Annotated in this window: 10 protein-coding genes; 5 read left to right on the forward strand and 5 right to left on the reverse strand. The window is 72.1% G+C overall.

The features are described 5' to 3' along the window. The 3 genes from AC2TEW_RS34240 to AC2TEW_RS34250 form a co-directional block, all read left to right on the forward strand. Nucleotides 1-1,350: LamG domain-containing protein (locus tag AC2TEW_RS34240; RefSeq protein ID WP_484627169.1), on the forward strand; the 1,350-nt coding region annotated here is incomplete at its 5' end. Between the two features lie 134 nt (nt 1,351-1,484). Beyond that, a complete protein-coding gene (locus tag AC2TEW_RS34245; protein ID WP_484627170.1) occupies nt 1,485-8,036 on the forward strand; it encodes an RHS repeat domain-containing protein in 6,552 nt (2,183 codons plus the stop codon). Nucleotides 8,037-8,257: 221 nt separating this feature from the next. Beyond that, nucleotides 8,258-8,947: a hypothetical protein gene (locus tag AC2TEW_RS34250; protein WP_484627171.1), complete on the forward strand. Its 690-nt coding sequence runs from the start codon at nt 8,258-8,260 to the stop codon at nt 8,945-8,947. 77 nt (nt 8,948-9,024) lie between these two features. Here AC2TEW_RS34250 and AC2TEW_RS34255 read toward each other — a convergent pair whose 3' ends face one another. The 3 genes from AC2TEW_RS34255 to AC2TEW_RS34265 form a co-directional block, all read right to left on the reverse strand. After that, entirely contained in the window at nt 9,025-9,702 is a 678-nt protein-coding gene (locus AC2TEW_RS34255) for a response regulator (RefSeq protein ID WP_484627172.1), read from the reverse strand. Then, nucleotides 9,702-10,850: a MacS family sensor histidine kinase gene (gene macS, locus AC2TEW_RS34260; protein WP_484627203.1), complete on the reverse strand. Its 1,149-nt coding sequence runs from the start codon at nt 10,848-10,850 to the stop codon at nt 9,702-9,704. The genes AC2TEW_RS34255 and macS overlap by 1 nt, the downstream gene beginning before the upstream one ends. A gap of 217 nt (nt 10,851-11,067) precedes the next feature. After that, complete coding sequence (locus AC2TEW_RS34265) at nt 11,068-11,934, reverse strand: lysophospholipid acyltransferase family protein (RefSeq protein WP_484627204.1); 867 nt, start codon at nt 11,932-11,934, stop codon at nt 11,068-11,070. 288 nt (nt 11,935-12,222) lie between these two features. On the opposite strand from AC2TEW_RS34265, the gene AC2TEW_RS34270 reads away from it, so the two are divergent. After that, nucleotides 12,223-13,005, forward strand: a complete 783-nt coding sequence (locus AC2TEW_RS34270) for an alpha/beta hydrolase (protein WP_484627173.1) — start codon at nt 12,223-12,225, stop codon at nt 13,003-13,005. A gap of 10 nt (nt 13,006-13,015) precedes the next feature. Beyond that, nucleotides 13,016-13,645: a hypothetical protein gene (locus AC2TEW_RS34275; RefSeq protein ID WP_484627174.1), complete on the forward strand. Its 630-nt coding sequence runs from the start codon at nt 13,016-13,018 to the stop codon at nt 13,643-13,645. Nucleotides 13,646-13,733: 88 nt separating this feature from the next. On the opposite strand, the gene AC2TEW_RS34280 is transcribed toward AC2TEW_RS34275, so the two are convergent. After that, on the reverse strand, nt 13,734-14,906 hold the full coding sequence (locus AC2TEW_RS34280; protein ID WP_484627175.1) for a low temperature requirement protein A: 1,173 nt from the start codon (nt 14,904-14,906) through the stop codon (nt 13,734-13,736). Nucleotides 14,907-15,168: 262 nt separating this feature from the next. Beyond that, on the reverse strand, nt 15,169-15,942 hold the full coding sequence (locus AC2TEW_RS34285) for an endonuclease/exonuclease/phosphatase family protein (RefSeq protein ID WP_484627176.1): 774 nt from the start codon (nt 15,940-15,942) through the stop codon (nt 15,169-15,171). Nucleotides 15,943-16,048 lie beyond the last annotated feature (106 nt).

Below are 16,048 nucleotides of genomic sequence, written 5' to 3' on the forward strand. Positions count from 1 at the left end.
GTGCCCGGGACGGCCGGCAAGGCGGTCCACTTCGACGGCACGACCGGCTACGCGCGCACCGCGCGTCCGCAGGTCGACGGGACGCGGAGCTTCTCGGTGTCGACGTGGGCGCGGCTGCCGCAGCCCGCGGCGGGCGACACCATCGCCAAGATGGCGGTCACCCAGAACGGCCAGCACAACAACGAGTTCTCGCTGTACTACTCGGCCTACGGCAAGAAGTGGATCTTCGGCCGGTACAAGGAGGACACCTCCGCCGACACCCTGGTCCGGGCCGCGCAGCCCGACTGCGCACCGGGCTCCACGGTGAACGGCGTGCCCTGCTTCTCCGGCACCGACAACCAGTGGGTCCACCTGCTCGGCGTGTCCGATGCGGTGGCGAAGAAGACCCGCCTGTACATCAACGGGTTCCTGGTCGGCGAGGCGGACTACACGCAGACCGCGCCGTGGGCCAACCCCGGGCCGCTGCAGGTCGGCGCCGTCAACCGGGAGGGCGCCAACGCCGAGTTCTTCGGCGGCGACCTGGACGACGTGCGGATCTACGACCGGGTCGTGACGGGCGCGGAGGCGGCCGACCTGGTCGCGCAGCGTCCGCAGCTGGCCGGCCGGTGGAAGCTCAACACCGCCACCGGCACCCCGCTCGCCAGCCCGGGCGAGGGGCCGGCCAAGCCCGCCGCACAGCTCGGCGGCGGCGCCACCCTCAACGCCGCGGGCGGCCTGTACGTCAACCCGGGCACGCTGCAGCTGAACGGCACCGCCGCCTACGCGGCCACGAGCGCGGCCCCGGTCCACACCAACCAGAGCTTCACCCTGGCGGGTTGGGCGAACACCGCGGGCTCCCCGACCCGGGACATGACCGTGCTCTCGCAGGGCGGTACCACCGGCGACGCGGCCACGCTGCGCTGGCACTACCTCAAGGACGACCCGAACACCGGTGAGCACCTGGGCGAGTGGCAGGCCGTGCTGGCCGGCACCGACGCGGCGGGCGCCGCCCGCACCATCGTGGTGCACTCCCCGGTGCCGTCGGTGCTGGAGAACTGGACGCACCTGGCGCTCACCTACGACGCCCTGTCCAGCCGGCTGAGCCTGTACGTCAACGGCGACCTGGAGAACCAGGTCTGCACCACCGGCGCCGCGGACTGCACCAGCCGGACCTCGTGGGCCCAGGCGGTACGCCCGTTCGACGCCACCGGCGGCCTGCAGTTCGGCCGGGCGAAGGCCACCGGCACGTTCGGTGAGTACTTCTCCGGCGAACTGGACGACGTGTGGGCGTTCCAGGGCGTGCTGAGCGCCGCCCAGATCGCCCGGCTCGCGGACTACAACACCGAGTTGGACTCGGCGACCGGTCCCTGATCAACCCCCGAGCGGGCCGGAGAACTCCCCGTTCTCCGGCCCGTCTCGCTGTCGTCCGCCCGCCCGCAGGTGGCCGGACGGCGGCGAGGCGGGCCGGATCCACGGCTGACGCCGTCACTCTCGAAGGAGAACGAATGAGTAGGGAAAGGGCTGCCGGGCGGCGGTCCCGGACCAGGGTCGCCGCCGCGGTGGCCGCGACCCTGGTCGGGTCGCTGCTGCCCACGCTGCCACTGGCCGCGGCGGCTGCCGCGGCCGACTGGACCAAGCCGTCCGCGTCCTCACCGGAGAAGCCGGTCAAGGGCTCGGCCGGCAAGGTCAAGGACCGCAAGGCCGACACCACCGTCAGCGTGCCCGCCGCCGACCGGACCGCCTGGCCGAAGGCCGGCACCGCCAAGGTCACCATCCCGGCCCAGGCGGGCAAGGCGGCGAAGGCCGGTGACCTGCCGGTCACCCTCACCGCCACCGGGACACCGGCCAAGGACACCGACGTCCAGGTCCTCGGCCAGGACCTCGCGCGCAAGGCCGGGATATCCGGGGTGCTGCTGAGCGTCTCCGCGCCGCAGAGCGCCGAGGGCACGACTGCGAAGGTCGGCGTCGACTACAGCGCGTTCGCCCAGGCCGGCGGCGCCGGCTTCGGCTCACGCCTGCGCCTGGTGCAGCTGCCGGCGTGCGTCCTGACCACACCGGACAAGCCGGAGTGCCGCGTCCAGACGCCGCTGCCCGGCGGCAACAACGTCGAGCAGCAGACCGTCACCGCCGACGCGGTGACCGTCGCGGCGCCGCTGCCGGTCGGCGGCATGAGCCTGCAGGCCGCCGGCGGCGGCGCAACCGTGCTGGCCGCCACGGCCGGCAACGCGGGCCCCGGCGGCGACTACAAGGCGACCCCGCTGTCCTCCGCGTCCTCGTGGTCGACCTCGCTGAACAGCGGCTCGTTCACCTGGTCCTACGACATGCCGCTGACCGCGATGCCCGGCGGGCTGACCCCCAAGCTCGGCCTGTCCTACAGCTCCGGCTCCATCGACGGCCGCACCGCCAACACCAACAACCAGGCCTCCTGGGCCGGCGACGGCTTCGACCTGTCCCCCGGCTTCGTCGAGCGGACCTACAAGCCGTGCGCGGACGACGGCGCGCCGAAGACCAACAACAACAAGCCCGGTGACCTGTGCTGGGCCACCGACAACGCCACCATCAGCTTCGCCGGGCACTCCGGCGAACTGATCCCGGTCTCGGGCGACGAGTTCCGGCTCAAGGGCGACGACAACACCAAGGTCGTCCGCCTGCGCGACGGCGCCCGCGGCAACGGCGACAACGACGGCGAGTACTTCCGCGCCACCACCACCGACGGCACCAGCTACTACTTCGGCAACCGCCTCCCCAACTGGAGCAGCGGCAAGCCCGAGACCAAGTCCGTGTACACCGTCCCGGTGTTCGGCAACAACGCCGGCGAGCCGTGCAACGGCGCCGACTTCGCGCACTCGTGGTGCCAGCAGGGCTGGCGCTGGAACCTCGACCTGGTGGTCGATTCCAAGGGCAACGACGTCACCTACTGGTACACCCCCGAGACCAACAACTACGGCCGCAACCTGAAGTCCACCGACCGCACCCCCTACGTGCGCGGCGGACACCTCGACCACATCGAGTACGGCCAGCAGCAGACGGACATCTACTCGGCGAGCGTGACGCCGATGGCCCGGGTGGACTTCGCCACCGCGGAACGCTGCCTGGAGACCACGGCCGCCAACTGCGACCCGGCCCAGATCGACGCCAAGCGGCAGTACTGGTACGACACGCCGTGGGATCAGAACTGCAACGACGGCACCGACTGCGACCACGGCCGGTTCTCTCCGACGTTCTTCACCCGCACCCGGCTGACCGGCGTCACCGCCAGGACCCTCCAGCCCGATGGCACCTACAAGGACATCGACTCCTGGGCGCTGACCCACAAGTGGGGCACCGCGGACTTCGACTACCAGCTGCTGCTCGACTCCGTCCAGCACACGGGTGCCGGGGCTGCACCGTCGGTCCCGATGCCGAAGACCGGCTTCGCCTACAAGCAGTTGGCCAACCGCCTCGACAAGGTCGGTGACGGGCGCGCGCCGTTCATCAAGCAGCGCCTGGGCACCATCACCGACGAGCTCGGCGGGCAGATCGACGTCAACTACAGCGCCGCGGCCTGCGACTGGAACAACCTCCCCACCCCGCAGACCAACACCACCCGCTGCTTCCCCCAGCAGTACCAGCCGACGAATGATGTGCCCGTCACCACCGAGTGGTTCAACAAGTACGTCGTCGACGCGGTCATCGCCACCGACCGCACCGGCGGCGCACCCGACATGGTGACCCACTACACCTACCTCGGCGACGCCGCCTGGCACTTCGACGACGAGGACGGCATCACCAGGGAGAAGCTCAAGACCTGGTCCCAGTGGCGCGGCTACGCCCGCACCCGGGTCGAGACCGGCGGTGTCTCCGCCATGTCCACCCAGGCCGACCACTACTACCTGCGCGGCATGGACGGCGACCGCAACGACCCCGCCGACAAGAGCAAGAAGCGCACCGTCACCGTCGACGACGGCCAGGGCACCACCCTCACCGACGACAACGCCTGGGCCGGCTTCGAGTACCGCACCGAGCAGTACGACAAGCCCGGCGGCAAGATCCTCGGCAAGAACGTCAACACCCCCTGGAAGAAGGAGACCGCCAAGCGCGTCCGCGACTGGGGCACCACCACCGCCAACCTCACCGGCACGGCGGCCAAGCGCTCCTTCACCTCGATGGACAACGGCGCCGGAACGAAGTGGCGGGAGATCCGCTCCAACAGCACCATCGACGACTACGGCCGCACCACCCAGTCCGAAGAACTGGGCGACACCGCGGTCACCACCGACGACCGGTGCACCCGGACAACGTTCGCGGACAACACCACGGCCTGGATCCTCACCGCTGTCGCCCGGACCGAGACGGTCGCCGCGAACTGCTCGGCCGACGTCGACCGGGCCACCCGGCCCGACGGCACTTCCGTCGTCCTGGCCGACACCCGGCTGAGCTTCGACGGCCAGGCTCAAGGTACCGCCCCCACCAAGGGCAACGTCACGCTCACCGAGACTCTCACGTCCCGGACCGGCAACAGCGCGTCCTACCTCGGCAACTCCGCCACGTTCGACGCGTACGGCCGGACGCTGTCCAGCACCGAACTCGCCCTGACCTCGGTCTACGACACCACCGGAGCCACGGCACCGGTGCGGACCCCGTCCCCACTCGCTCGCACCACCGTCACGTCCTACACCCCGGCCACCGGACGACCGACCCAGTCGAAGACCACCGGCGCGCCGTCGGTGGCCGGCAACAGCGCGACCGCCAACACCACCACCACCGACTACGAGCCCGCCCGCGGTCTGACCGCCGACACGATCGACACCAACAACCGCCGGACGGAACTGCAGTACGACGGCCTGGGCCGCATCCTGAAGGTCTGGCAGCCGAACCGTTCGAAGAGCAACGGTCAGTCGCCGAATCACCAGTTCGCCTACAACATCGCCGATGGCAAGATCACCTCGGTCGCGACGCTGAGCCTGAACTCCGACGGCTCCCAGGACACGGCCTACACGCTCTACGACGGCCACGGCCGGGTGCGACAGACGCAGTCGCCCGGTGACAACGGTGGGCGGATCCTCAGCGACAGCTTCTACGACGAGCGCGGCCAGGCCGCTCTCACCTACGCGCCGTACTACGCCACCGGCGCGCCATCGACCAATCTGTTCAAGGTCGACGACGCCACCGGCGTGGAAACCCAGACGGCGAAGACCTTCGACGGCCTCGGCCGCACCGTGAAGACCACGGTGCTGGCCGGGAACGGGGTCGGCACCCCGCTGTCCACCACGCTCACCGAGTACAGCGGCGACCGCGTCACCGTCACTCCGCCGGCAGGGGCGACCCCGACCACGACCATCGCGGACGCGACCGGGCACACCACCGAGGTCCGTCAGTACAAGGACGCCGGCCTCACCAGCTACGACTCCACCGGCTACGCCTACGATCAGGCCGGTAATCTCACGAAGTTGACCGACCCGGCAGGGACCGTGTGGACCTGGCTCTACGACCAGCGCGGTCGCCAGACCAAGGCCGTCGACCCGGACTCCGGCACCACCGTCAAGGTCTACAACGACCGGGCCGAGCTGGTCAGTACGACCGACGGCCGAGGTAGGACCGTCGCCACCGTCTACGACAACCTGTCCCGCCCGGTGGAGACCCACGACGGATCTGTCGGTGGTCCGCTGCTGACCTCCCAGAGCTGGGATCCGGCCGGCAACAAGGGCCTTCCCGCCACCAGCACCCGCTTCGCGACGATCGGCGGAACCAGCTACCAGTACAAGACCACCTACTCCCTCTACGACCCGCTCGGACGGGCGACCCGCACCACGGTCACCATCCCGTCCGTTCCCGGGCAGGAGGCGCTCGCGGGCACCTACGTCACCGGCGCCACATACCGGCTCGACGGTCTGGCGCAGTCCGTCTCCTACCCCGCAGCGGGCAACCTCGCCGCCGAGTCGGTCTCCTTCACCTACGACCAGCTCCACCGGGCCACGGCGATCTCCGGCCTCACCACGTACCAGACCGCGCAGACCTTCAGCCTGACCGGCAAGCCGCTGCAGTCCACGCTGAGCAACGGCACCGCCGGAAAGGAGGTCTATGTCACCAACGGCTACGAGTGGGGCACCCAGCGCCTCGCCTCCAGCCGCACCGACCAGTACGGCATCGCCACCCCCGCCCGTGCCGCCGTCTACACCTACGACCAGGCCGGGAACATCACCTCGCTGACCGACACCTCCCGTACGGGTACGGACCGGCAGTGCTTCCAGTACGACTACCTGACCCGCCTCACCGAGGCCTTCACCCCCGCTGGTACCGACTGCCCGAGCACTCCCAAGGGCGCCGCACTCGGCGGCCCCGCCCCGTACTGGAGCAGCTACAGCTACAACACCAATGGCACCCGAGCCGGTGAGACGCGGCACGACCCCACGGGAAACACCGCGCTCGACGCCACGGCCGGCTACGGCTATCCGGCCGCGACGGGTATCCGCCCACACACGCTGAACAGCACCACCACGGTCGTCGGATCGGTCGGCGCCCCCGTCGTCGAGTCGTACGACTACGACGCCTCGGGCAACACCACCGGCCGCCACCTCAAGCCGTCCGGTAACCAGAGCAGCGACCAGGCCCTCGTCTGGAACTCCGAGGGGAGGCTCGACAAGGTCACCGACAGTCTGAGGACCACGAGCGGCGGCACCACCAACACCGCGACGAGGACCACGGACTACCTGTACGACGCGATCGGCAATCGTCTGCTCGCGCACAACCTCGACTCCGCCGTCCCGGCCGCCGAGAAGTGGACCCTCTACCTCGGCAACACCGAACTCACCCTGGTCAAGGGCGCGACCAAGGCCACCGCAGTCCGCTCCTACCAGCTGGGCGGCGCGACCGCCCTGCGGACCGACGACAACAAGGTGACCTTCCAGGTCGCCGACCACCACGGCACGGGAACGCTCAACATCGACGCCGTCACCGGGGTCGCCGGCGCCCGGCGGAGCACTCCGTTCGGCGGCCAGCGAGGTGCGGCGCCGGCCACCTGGGCGGGCAGCCGGGGCTTCGTGGGCGGCGTCAGCGAGCCCACCGGGCTCGTGCACCTGGGGGCCCGCGACTATGACCCCGCCACCGGCCGGTTCATCAGCATCGACCCGGTGTTCGCGGAGAACGATCCGCAGTCGCTCAACGGCTACACCTACTCGCACAACGACCCGCTCAACCGCAGCGACCCGAGCGGGCTGTTCGACCCCGACGAGAAGAACTACTGCCGGACGCACGCGGACGACTGCGCCGGCAATCACATCCGACCGGCGAATGCCTACTCCGCGGGCACCCAGGACGGCAAGAGCGTCATCTACGACGGCTACGGCGTGCCGCACGTCCTGGCCGAGACCGAGGACTTCGCCAACCCGAACGAACGCATCGCCTACCAGGCGCTCAACGACGACTTGAGGAACTCCGGCAACTACTTCGACGAGAAGACCGGCAACGGCGTGAAGTACCTGTTGCAGGACGAGAAGAACCCCATCATCCAGAAGAACGCCATCCTGGATGCGAATGGGAACAACGTGCCGATCGGCACCACGTCCGACTTCATCAAGGTCACCTGGCGCAACGGAAAGATCGTCGGGGTGGAGTCGGTGGACGCGACCGGCGGGAAGACCGTCGGAGGCGGCATCAGCACCATCACCAACAAACTCGACATCACCAAGAAGGGCCAGGCCTCGAACGTCGTCTTCGTCGCCGAGGACGCCGCGCAGGCACGGGAGATCGCCAACCACTTCGACGGGAACCAGAACGTCAGAATCCTCTCCGCCGACGGATCCTTCGACTCGCGGCGTTCGGTGCGGGTGTCCGTGAGCGTACCGAAGCCGCCTGCGGTTCCCACCGCACCGAGGACCTCGAAACTCGCCAAGGGCCTGGGGCGCATCCCCATCCTGAACGTCATCACGTTCCCGATGCAGGCCATGGAGGCCAAGCACGACGTCCAGACCTACGGGTGGCAGACGGGCATCGACCTGACCCTCGCGAACATCTTCGACCCGTTCGACCTCGGCGGTGAGCGGGAAATGATCCTTCCCCAGCCGCAACCGTTCGCGTAGGCACCACCACAGCCCAACCCCGGCCCGGCCCCGCCGTCCACTCCGGCGGGCCGGGCCGGGGCCGATCGCCGACCCCGGCCCTGGTCAGTAGGATCGGCAGGCCGTTCCATGCGGCCCCCTCCACCCGACTCCCCAAGGCGCGCACCATGGCACGTGATCTTCTGACCGTCTGTCTCCCCCCGACCCCTCCGGGAGAGGTCAGGGCAGCGCTGGACGCTGCCATGGCTCCCTTCGACTACGACTTCGAGGAGCAGCCGGGTGGGCCCGCCTGGCAAGGCGAATGGGATTGGTGGCACGTCTACGGGGGGTACGACGGCGACGGTTTCCCGGTCGCCCCGGAGGATGACGAAGACCCCCGTTTGATCTTCGATCCGTCCCTTCCGAACGGCACCACCCGCGAACGGACACCGCTGCGCTGGGACGGCGGGCCCCGGGGGCTGCTCGACTTCGACGCCGCCCGGGCACCGGTTGCCGAACTCGCCGCGGAACGTCTCCGGGCGTGGCAGCTCTTCTCGGCCGACTACCCTCCCGCGTCCCCGCTTGAGGACTTCATCGAGCGCGCCCGCCGTGATCTCGCGGCCTACCCCGTCGCCCGGGCACGCGAGGACTACTTCGCACAGCCGCTGATCCACGCGGCCGACACCTCACCCGAGGCTTGCCGGCTGTTCCCCCGGTTGACCGATCCGGTCAGCCATTTCCGCGGCAGCCAGGAGGAGTTCATGCGCCGCGAGACGTCGAGGGTGATTCCGACGAATTACCTGCTGACACTGGACGGCCACTGGATCGACGGCACCTCCGACCGCTGGGGCAACGAGCTCGGCCGCACGGGTGACTACTTCCGATTCGCCGACGACTACCTGGAGAACCTCTCACCGGACTGCCTCGTGGTCCGGCTTCGCTTCCATTCCTGACGCCCCGGCCCTGGGTCCGTCGAATCACTCATGACGCGCGCTCCGCTCGATCCGCCGAGGACAGCGACCGGGCGGCCTCACCCCAGGTCGTCGTCCAGCCCCTGTTCGATGGCGTAGCGGACCAGTTCGACGCGGTTGTGGAGCTGGAGCTTGCCGAGGGTGTTCTGGACGTGGTTCTGCACGGTGCGGTGCGAGAGCACCAGCCGTTCGGCGATCTGACGGTACGACAGGCCCTTGGCCACCAGCCGCAGGACCTCGGTCTCCCGGGCGGTCAACTGCGGGGCGGCGGGCGAGGCCGGGGCGGCCGGCTCGGCGGCCAGGCGGCGGAACTCGCCGAGCACCAGGCCAGCCAGGCCCGGGGTGAAGACGGGGTCGCCGGCGGCGGTGCGGCGGACGGCGTCGATCAGCTCCTCGCGGCCCGCGGACTTCACCAGGTACCCGGTCGCGCCGGACTTCACGGCCTCCAGCACGTCGGCGTGCTCACCACTGGCGGAGAGCACCAGCACCCGCAGCGCCGGGTCGTGCCCCACCACCTGGCGGCACACCTCCACCCCGGGCAGGCTCGGCAGGTTGAGGTCGAGCACCAGCACCTGCGGCTGCGCCGCGCGGGCGCGCCGGACCGCCTCCCCGCCGTCGCCGGCGGTGGCGACCAGCTCGAACCCGGCCTCCGCGAGGTCCCGGGAGACCGCCTCCCGCCACATCGGATGGTCGTCGACCACCATCACCCGTACCGGTGGCTGCTGCTGGTCCGACATCAGTTCCCCTTCCTGGGCACCCGGAGTTCCACCTCCACGCCCTCCCCCGGTGCCGAGTACAGCTCGGCGCTGCCCCCGAGGTCCAGCAGCCGCCCGCGGATCGACTGGGAGACGCCCATCCGCCCGGCCCGTTCGGCCTCCGCGAGGCGGCCCGCCGGCAGGCCGGGGCCGTCGTCGCGGACCGAGACGGTGACCGCGTCGGGCTCGTCCTCGACCAGGATCCAGGCCCGCGCGGCGGGACCCGCGTGCTTGCGGACGTTGTCGACGGCGGCGCCGACCGCGGCGGCGAGTTCCCCGGCCACCGGGCCGGGCAGCAGCACCGCCGTACCGGGCGCCGAGACGGTGATCCGCTCGTCCGCGTACGGCGTGAGGAGCTGCCGCAGGTCGAGTTCGGCGGCGGCGGTTCCGGCCGCGGGCAGCGGGGCGCCGCTCATCAGGGCACGCAGGGCGCGTTCCTGCTCGCCGGCCAGCCGGCCGAGCTCGCCCAGACCGCCAGGGCCGCCAGCTCCGCCCGGGTCGGCCGGGTCGGTCCGGTCGCCGTGGCGCTGGACCAGGGCGAGCACCTGGAGGACGCCGTCGTGGATGTCCCGGGCGAGCCGTTCGCGTTCCCGGGTGGCGGCCTCGACCTGCAGGGCCCGGGTGAGGACGGCCTCGCTGGCGCGGGCGAGTTCGATCACGTAGCCGACGGCACAGCCGGCCATCAGCAGCAGCACGATGTTGTGCAGGTTGTCGGGGGTGACACCGCCGTGGCCCCCGATGTTGGCGAGGCCGATCACCGTGGCGAAGAGCGCGGCGGGCCGCCAGCCGCCCTTGCAGGCGGCGCCGAGGACGGTGCCGCAGGCCCAGATGGTGGGCAGGGTGAGCGCGCCGGCCCGGATCCGCTCCGGGGTGTCGACGTAGCCGCTGAGCAGCACGCCGGTGACCACCACCGCGAGATCGGTGCCGAGCACCGCCCAGCTGCAGCGCAGCGGGTTGGCGAAGGCCCGGGAGGTGGCGAGCGTCCAGAGGGTGAGCGCGCCGAGGTAGATCCAGCCGGCCACCGGGTGCCGGACGTCCAGGTACGCGTTGAAGAACCGCACCACCGCGTACGCGAGGGCCATCACCCGGAAGTAGGAGATGGCCCGCCAGAGCGGGAGTTCGACGGACATCCCGCCGGCGCCGAGACTGCCGCGCAGCGGCGCGGCGAGCGCGCGGGCGACGGAGACCGGGCCGGACGGACCGGGCGGGCTCGGCAGGCCGGACGGACCGACCGGGCCGGCCGCGGCCGGGGTGTCCGGTCCGGCCTGCCGGACCGGTACCGGACCGGAGGAGTCCAGCTCCGCCATCTCCCCCCCTGCTCCCGGCTCCCGGCTCTCGGCTCGCGGGCTACTTGCCGCCGGTCTCGTCCTGCTGGTCGGCGGCGCGGTCCTGCTTGTCACCGGCCTCGGCGTCCGCGGCGGCAGCGGCGGCCTCGGCGGCGGCGGCGGCCTTCTCGGCCTCCTTCTCCGCCTTCTGGGCGGCCTTGTGCTCCGCGGCCTCGGCCTTCTGAACGGCCTTGCGCTCGGCGTCGGCGCGCTTCTTGTCCTCGGTGAGCTGCCGCTTGGCCGCCGTCGCGTAGATGTCGACGTACTCCTGGCCGGAGAGCCGCATGATCTCGTACATCACCTCGTCCGTCACCGAACGCAGGATGAAGCGGTCGTTCTCCATGCCCTGGTAGCGGGAGAAGTCCAGCGGGCGGCCGATCCGGATGCCGGGGCGGATGCCGAAGTTGGGGACGACCTGGCCGGGCGGCTGCACCTTCTCGGTGTTGATCATCGCGACCGGGATCACCGGCGCGCCGGTGGCCAGCGCGACCCGGGCGAGGCCGCCGACCTTGCCGCGGTACAGCTTGCCGTCGGGCGAGCGGGTGCCCTCGGGGTACACCCCGAAGACCTCGCCGCGCTCGATCACCGCGATGCCGCTGCGGATCGCCGCCTCACCCGCGCCGCGGGCGCCGGAGCGGTCCACCGGGAGCTGGCCGACGCCCTTGAAGAAGGCCGCGGTGAGCCGGCCCTTGAGGCCGGGGGTGGTGAAGTACTCCGCCTTCGCGATGAAGGTGACCCGGCGCTTGAGCAGCGCGGGCAGGAAGAAGGAGTCGGAGAAGGAGAGGTGGTTGCTGGCGAGGATCGCGGGCCCCTCGTCGGGGATGTTCTCCTCGCCCTCCATCCAGGGCCGGAAGAAGATCCGCAGCAGCGGTGCGACGATCATCTTCATCAGTCGGTAGAACAACCCGGGCCTCCTGTTATGCGGACCGGACGATCCTAATGCCCCCGGGTGTCGGCTCAGTACCGGCGGGGCCGTCGGATCGGTCCGGGCGGGCAGCGCGGGAAGGGGGGCACGGGCGCGGGGACCCGGGCTGGCGGGGCGGCCGGAAGGTTTCGCGCGGCCCCGGCGTTGCCCCTGACGTCCCCGGTGCCCGGCGCCGGGGATGCCCTGTACGGGGCCGCCCGGTCGTGGGACGATCGGCCGACCTCCGTCCCCCGCCCACGAAGGAGTCCGCAGATGCCGTCACCGCTGCCCGGTGCCGAACCCTTCCGCCACCAGGGCGGCCCGGTCGGAGTCCTGCTCGTGCACGGCTTCACCGGCTCGCCGCAGTCGATGCGCCCGTGGGCCGAGCACCTCGCGGCGGCCGGCCTGACCGTGTCGGTACCGCTGCTGCCGGGCCACGGCACCCGCTGGCAGGACATGCAGCTGACCCGCTGGGAGGACTGGTACGCCGAGGCCGAGCGGGCGTTGGCGGGGCTGCTCGAGGAGTGCGAGCAGGTCTTCGTCTGCGCACTGTCGATGGGCGGCGCGCTGGCGCTGCGGCTGGCCTCCCGGCACCGGTCGAAGATCTCCGGGCTGGTGCTCGTCAACCCGTCCGTGCGCTCGGACAACCCCGCGAGTGTGCTGTTGCCGGTGCTGCGGCACGTGGTGCCGAGCCTGCCCGGGGTGGCCAACGACATCGCGCTGGAGGGCGCCACCGAGCTCGGCTACGACCGGACCCCGCTGCACGCCGCCTGGTCGCTGTCGCGGCTGTGGAAGGACGTGCAGTCCGTCCTGCCCGAGGTCGAGCAGCCGGTGCTGCTGCTGCACAGCCCGCAGGACCACGTGGTCTCGCCGGCCAACTCGGAACTGGTGCTCGCCCGGATATCCTCGACGGACGTGACCGAGCTGCTCCTTGAGCGCAGCTACCACGTGGCGACGCTGGACCACGACGCCGGGCTGATCTTCGAGGCGAGCCTCGACTTCATCCGGCGGCTGGCACCGGTGGCGACCGTCGATGCCGACAACCACTCGGGCTGAAGGGCCGGCAGTGCACGAGACCAACAAGGCGGGCGGCGACGAGGAGCTGCCCCGGGGCGCCGCGGACGATCCCACCGGCCCCAGCGGCCCGACCGGCCCGACCGGCCGGGCCGACCGGACCGGACCGGGCGAGGGTGCGGAGGCCGCGGAGGCCGTCCGCCGTCCGGCGGGTGGCAGCCAGGCCGAGCAGGACGCGATCTTCGCCGCCCTGGTGGCGCAGTTCGACGACCCGGTGGACCTCACCGATCCGCAGTGGCCGGAGATCGAGAACCTGCGGGCGACCCGCCAGGACCCGGCCGCCGGACTGCCGCACGAACTGGCGCCGCAGCCCCGCCCCCGGCGCAGCGAACCGGGCCCGCGCGACTACACGGCCGCCGAGGACCCGGACGAGGGCCACTTCGTCCCGCCGGAGCCGCCACCGCTGCCGCCGGCCGACACCACGGCGAAGTTCGCCTGGATGGCCGTGCTGGGCGGGCCGGCCCTGCTGCTGTTCGACGCGCTGGTCTGGCGGGAGGTCTCCGGCTGGCCCGCCTGGGTGGGGGTCGCCGCGTTCCTGGGCGGGTTCGCCACGCTGGTCGCGCGGATGAAGGACCGGGACGACGACGAGCCGGAGGACCCGACCGGCGGTGCGGTGGTCTGAGCGGGCGGCGCGGTGGGCCGAGGGCGGCATGCGGCCGTCCTCGGCGGACAGCCGTCCTCGGCGGGGCCCGCCGCCCGCGCGGCGCGCCTCAGGCCGCCGGTAGCGTGCCGGACCGGCGGCCGAGGTACCGGGAGATCTTCGCGAGCGCGAACACGACCGCCGCCGCGCAGGCCACCGCCGCCCAGGCGGGCAGCAGCAGGGCGGCGGGCAGCAGGCCGCCGAGGGTGAGCAGCAGGCAGGGCAGGTACCAGCCGAGGACGGTCCGGGCGGTGTCGCCGTAGCGCAGGGCGATCGCGGCGTTGGCGGTGTAGAAGGCGAGGACGCCGCCGCACAGCGCCCAGCAGGCGCCGGTCGGCAGGTGGTGGTCGGGTTCGGCGACGGCCGTGCCGAGCGCGGCCGCGATCACGGTGATGCCGGAGACCAGCAGGAACGGCAGGTACATCACGGTGTCGCGGACCGCCCGGGTGGCGCCGCCGGCCTGGGCGCGGTCCAGGCCGCGGGCGGCGTTGGCGGTACCCCAGTAGAAGAAGATCAACGCCAGTTCGGCGACCACCACGAACCCGGCCAGCGCGGCGAGCGCGGAGGCGCCGGTGAAGTGGTCGGCCAGCGTGGCCACCACGGTGAACACGCTCTCGCCGAGCACGATCACCACGAACAGGCCGATCCGCTCGACCAGGTGCTCGGTCGACAGCCGCCCGTAGAACTCCTCGGTGAGACCGGTCCGGACCGCGAGCAGCACCACCTCCAGGGCGATCGCGGCTCCCCACAGCACAAACCGGCCCGGCCCCGGCACCGCCGCCGACACCGCCCAGAGCGCGGCCGGGACCAGGCAGTACGACACCGGGCGCCACAGCGGCAGCGCGTTGTCGCGGCGCCGCGCCTGGCCGAACCAGATCAGGAAGAACACCAGCCGGACCCAGGCCGCGCCGAGCGCGTACGCCCACGCGCGGGAGCCGAGGCCGTCCGGCGCGGCGGCGGCCATCAGCCCGAGCCCCGGCATCGCGCAGAGCAGCATCGCCTGCACCCCGGGGCGCGCCGAGCCGAAGACGTTGACGGTCACCATCAGGTTGGCCCAGGCCCACCAGGCCGGGAAGAACAGCACCACGAAGGTGCCGAAGTCCCCGGCGTCCGGGTCCCCGTGCAGGGCCCGCGCCAGCACACTCACCGTCACCACGAAGACCAGGTCGAAGAACAGCTCGAACCAGCCCGCCCGGTGTTCCTCGGCCGTCCCGGCCGCCTCCGGCGCCGTCGTCTCGCTCACGCCACCACTGTGCGCGGCGCCCGGCACACCCGGCCTCCGGCTCGCCGGGCAGTCCGCGATCCGGCCGGGGTCCGGGCCGCCGTCGCGGCCGGTCCGTGCTCCGGAGCCCCCCGATCCGGTGGCTCGCCGGCGGGTGCCGTACCCACGCGCGGGTGACCGGGCACGGGCGGCGCACCCCACTCCGTCGACGCGCTCGCTCTCCCCCTCCGTCCCGGCCGCGGCGCGGCGGTACGAGCCCGTGACGGCACGCGCCAGGACGGGATCAGCCGTCCCCGGCCGGGGCGGCCGCCGGGACCCGGACCACCGCGAGCAGCGGCAGGTGGTCGGTGGCCGCGAGCAGGTCGGCCGGGTCGAGGCCGGGCAGGTCGTGCGGCACCCCGCAGCCGAGGACGGTGAGGTCGCGGGTGGCGAAGACGGCGTCGATCCGCTGGTACGGGTTGTCCGGCACCGAGGTGTTGGTGCCGCCCCAGGGTGCGGTCGGGTGCGCGTCCTGGAAGTCGGCGGCCAGCTGCCGCCAGCCCGGTCCGTCGGGGTGCTCGTTGAAGTCGCCGGCGATCAGGCCGGGCTCCCCGGGGTCGAACTGGCCCGGCAGCAGGGCGAACTGGCGCTGCCGCTCGTCCGGGTCGAGGCTGAGGTGACAGCTGGTGACGGCGAACGGCACCGAGCGGCCGATCCGCACCAGCGCGGTGGCGAAGCCGCGGGCGTGCAGCCCCCTGGTCTTGGGCAGCAGCCGGTCCCGGGTGGCCAGGACGTCGACCCGCATCCGGCCGAGCAGCAGCGGCCCGGCGGCGACCCGGCCGCCGCCGGAGAGGATGACGGTGCCGGTCCGGCGGGCCAGCCAGGCGGCCTGCTTGGAGGGCTTCCAGTAGCGCGGCGACTCCTGGACGCAGACCAGGTCGGGCCGACAGGCGCGGATCACCCGGGCCACCGCCTCGCGGTCGTCGCGCAGCGAACGGATGTTGTAGCTGAGCACCCTGACCCGCTGGGCGCCGTCGCTCTCGGCCCCGGACTCGGGCAGGTCGGTCACTGACGTCACGGTGCCGATGCTAGGGCCTGCACGGCAGTTGACGGGGCATCAGCACGGAACGGCGGGGCGGGGCCGTCGGGCCCCGCCCCGCCGCGACACCCCGCCGTGACACCCC

This window comes from Kitasatospora sp. NEAU-CNBT7 (genome assembly GCF_057220535.1).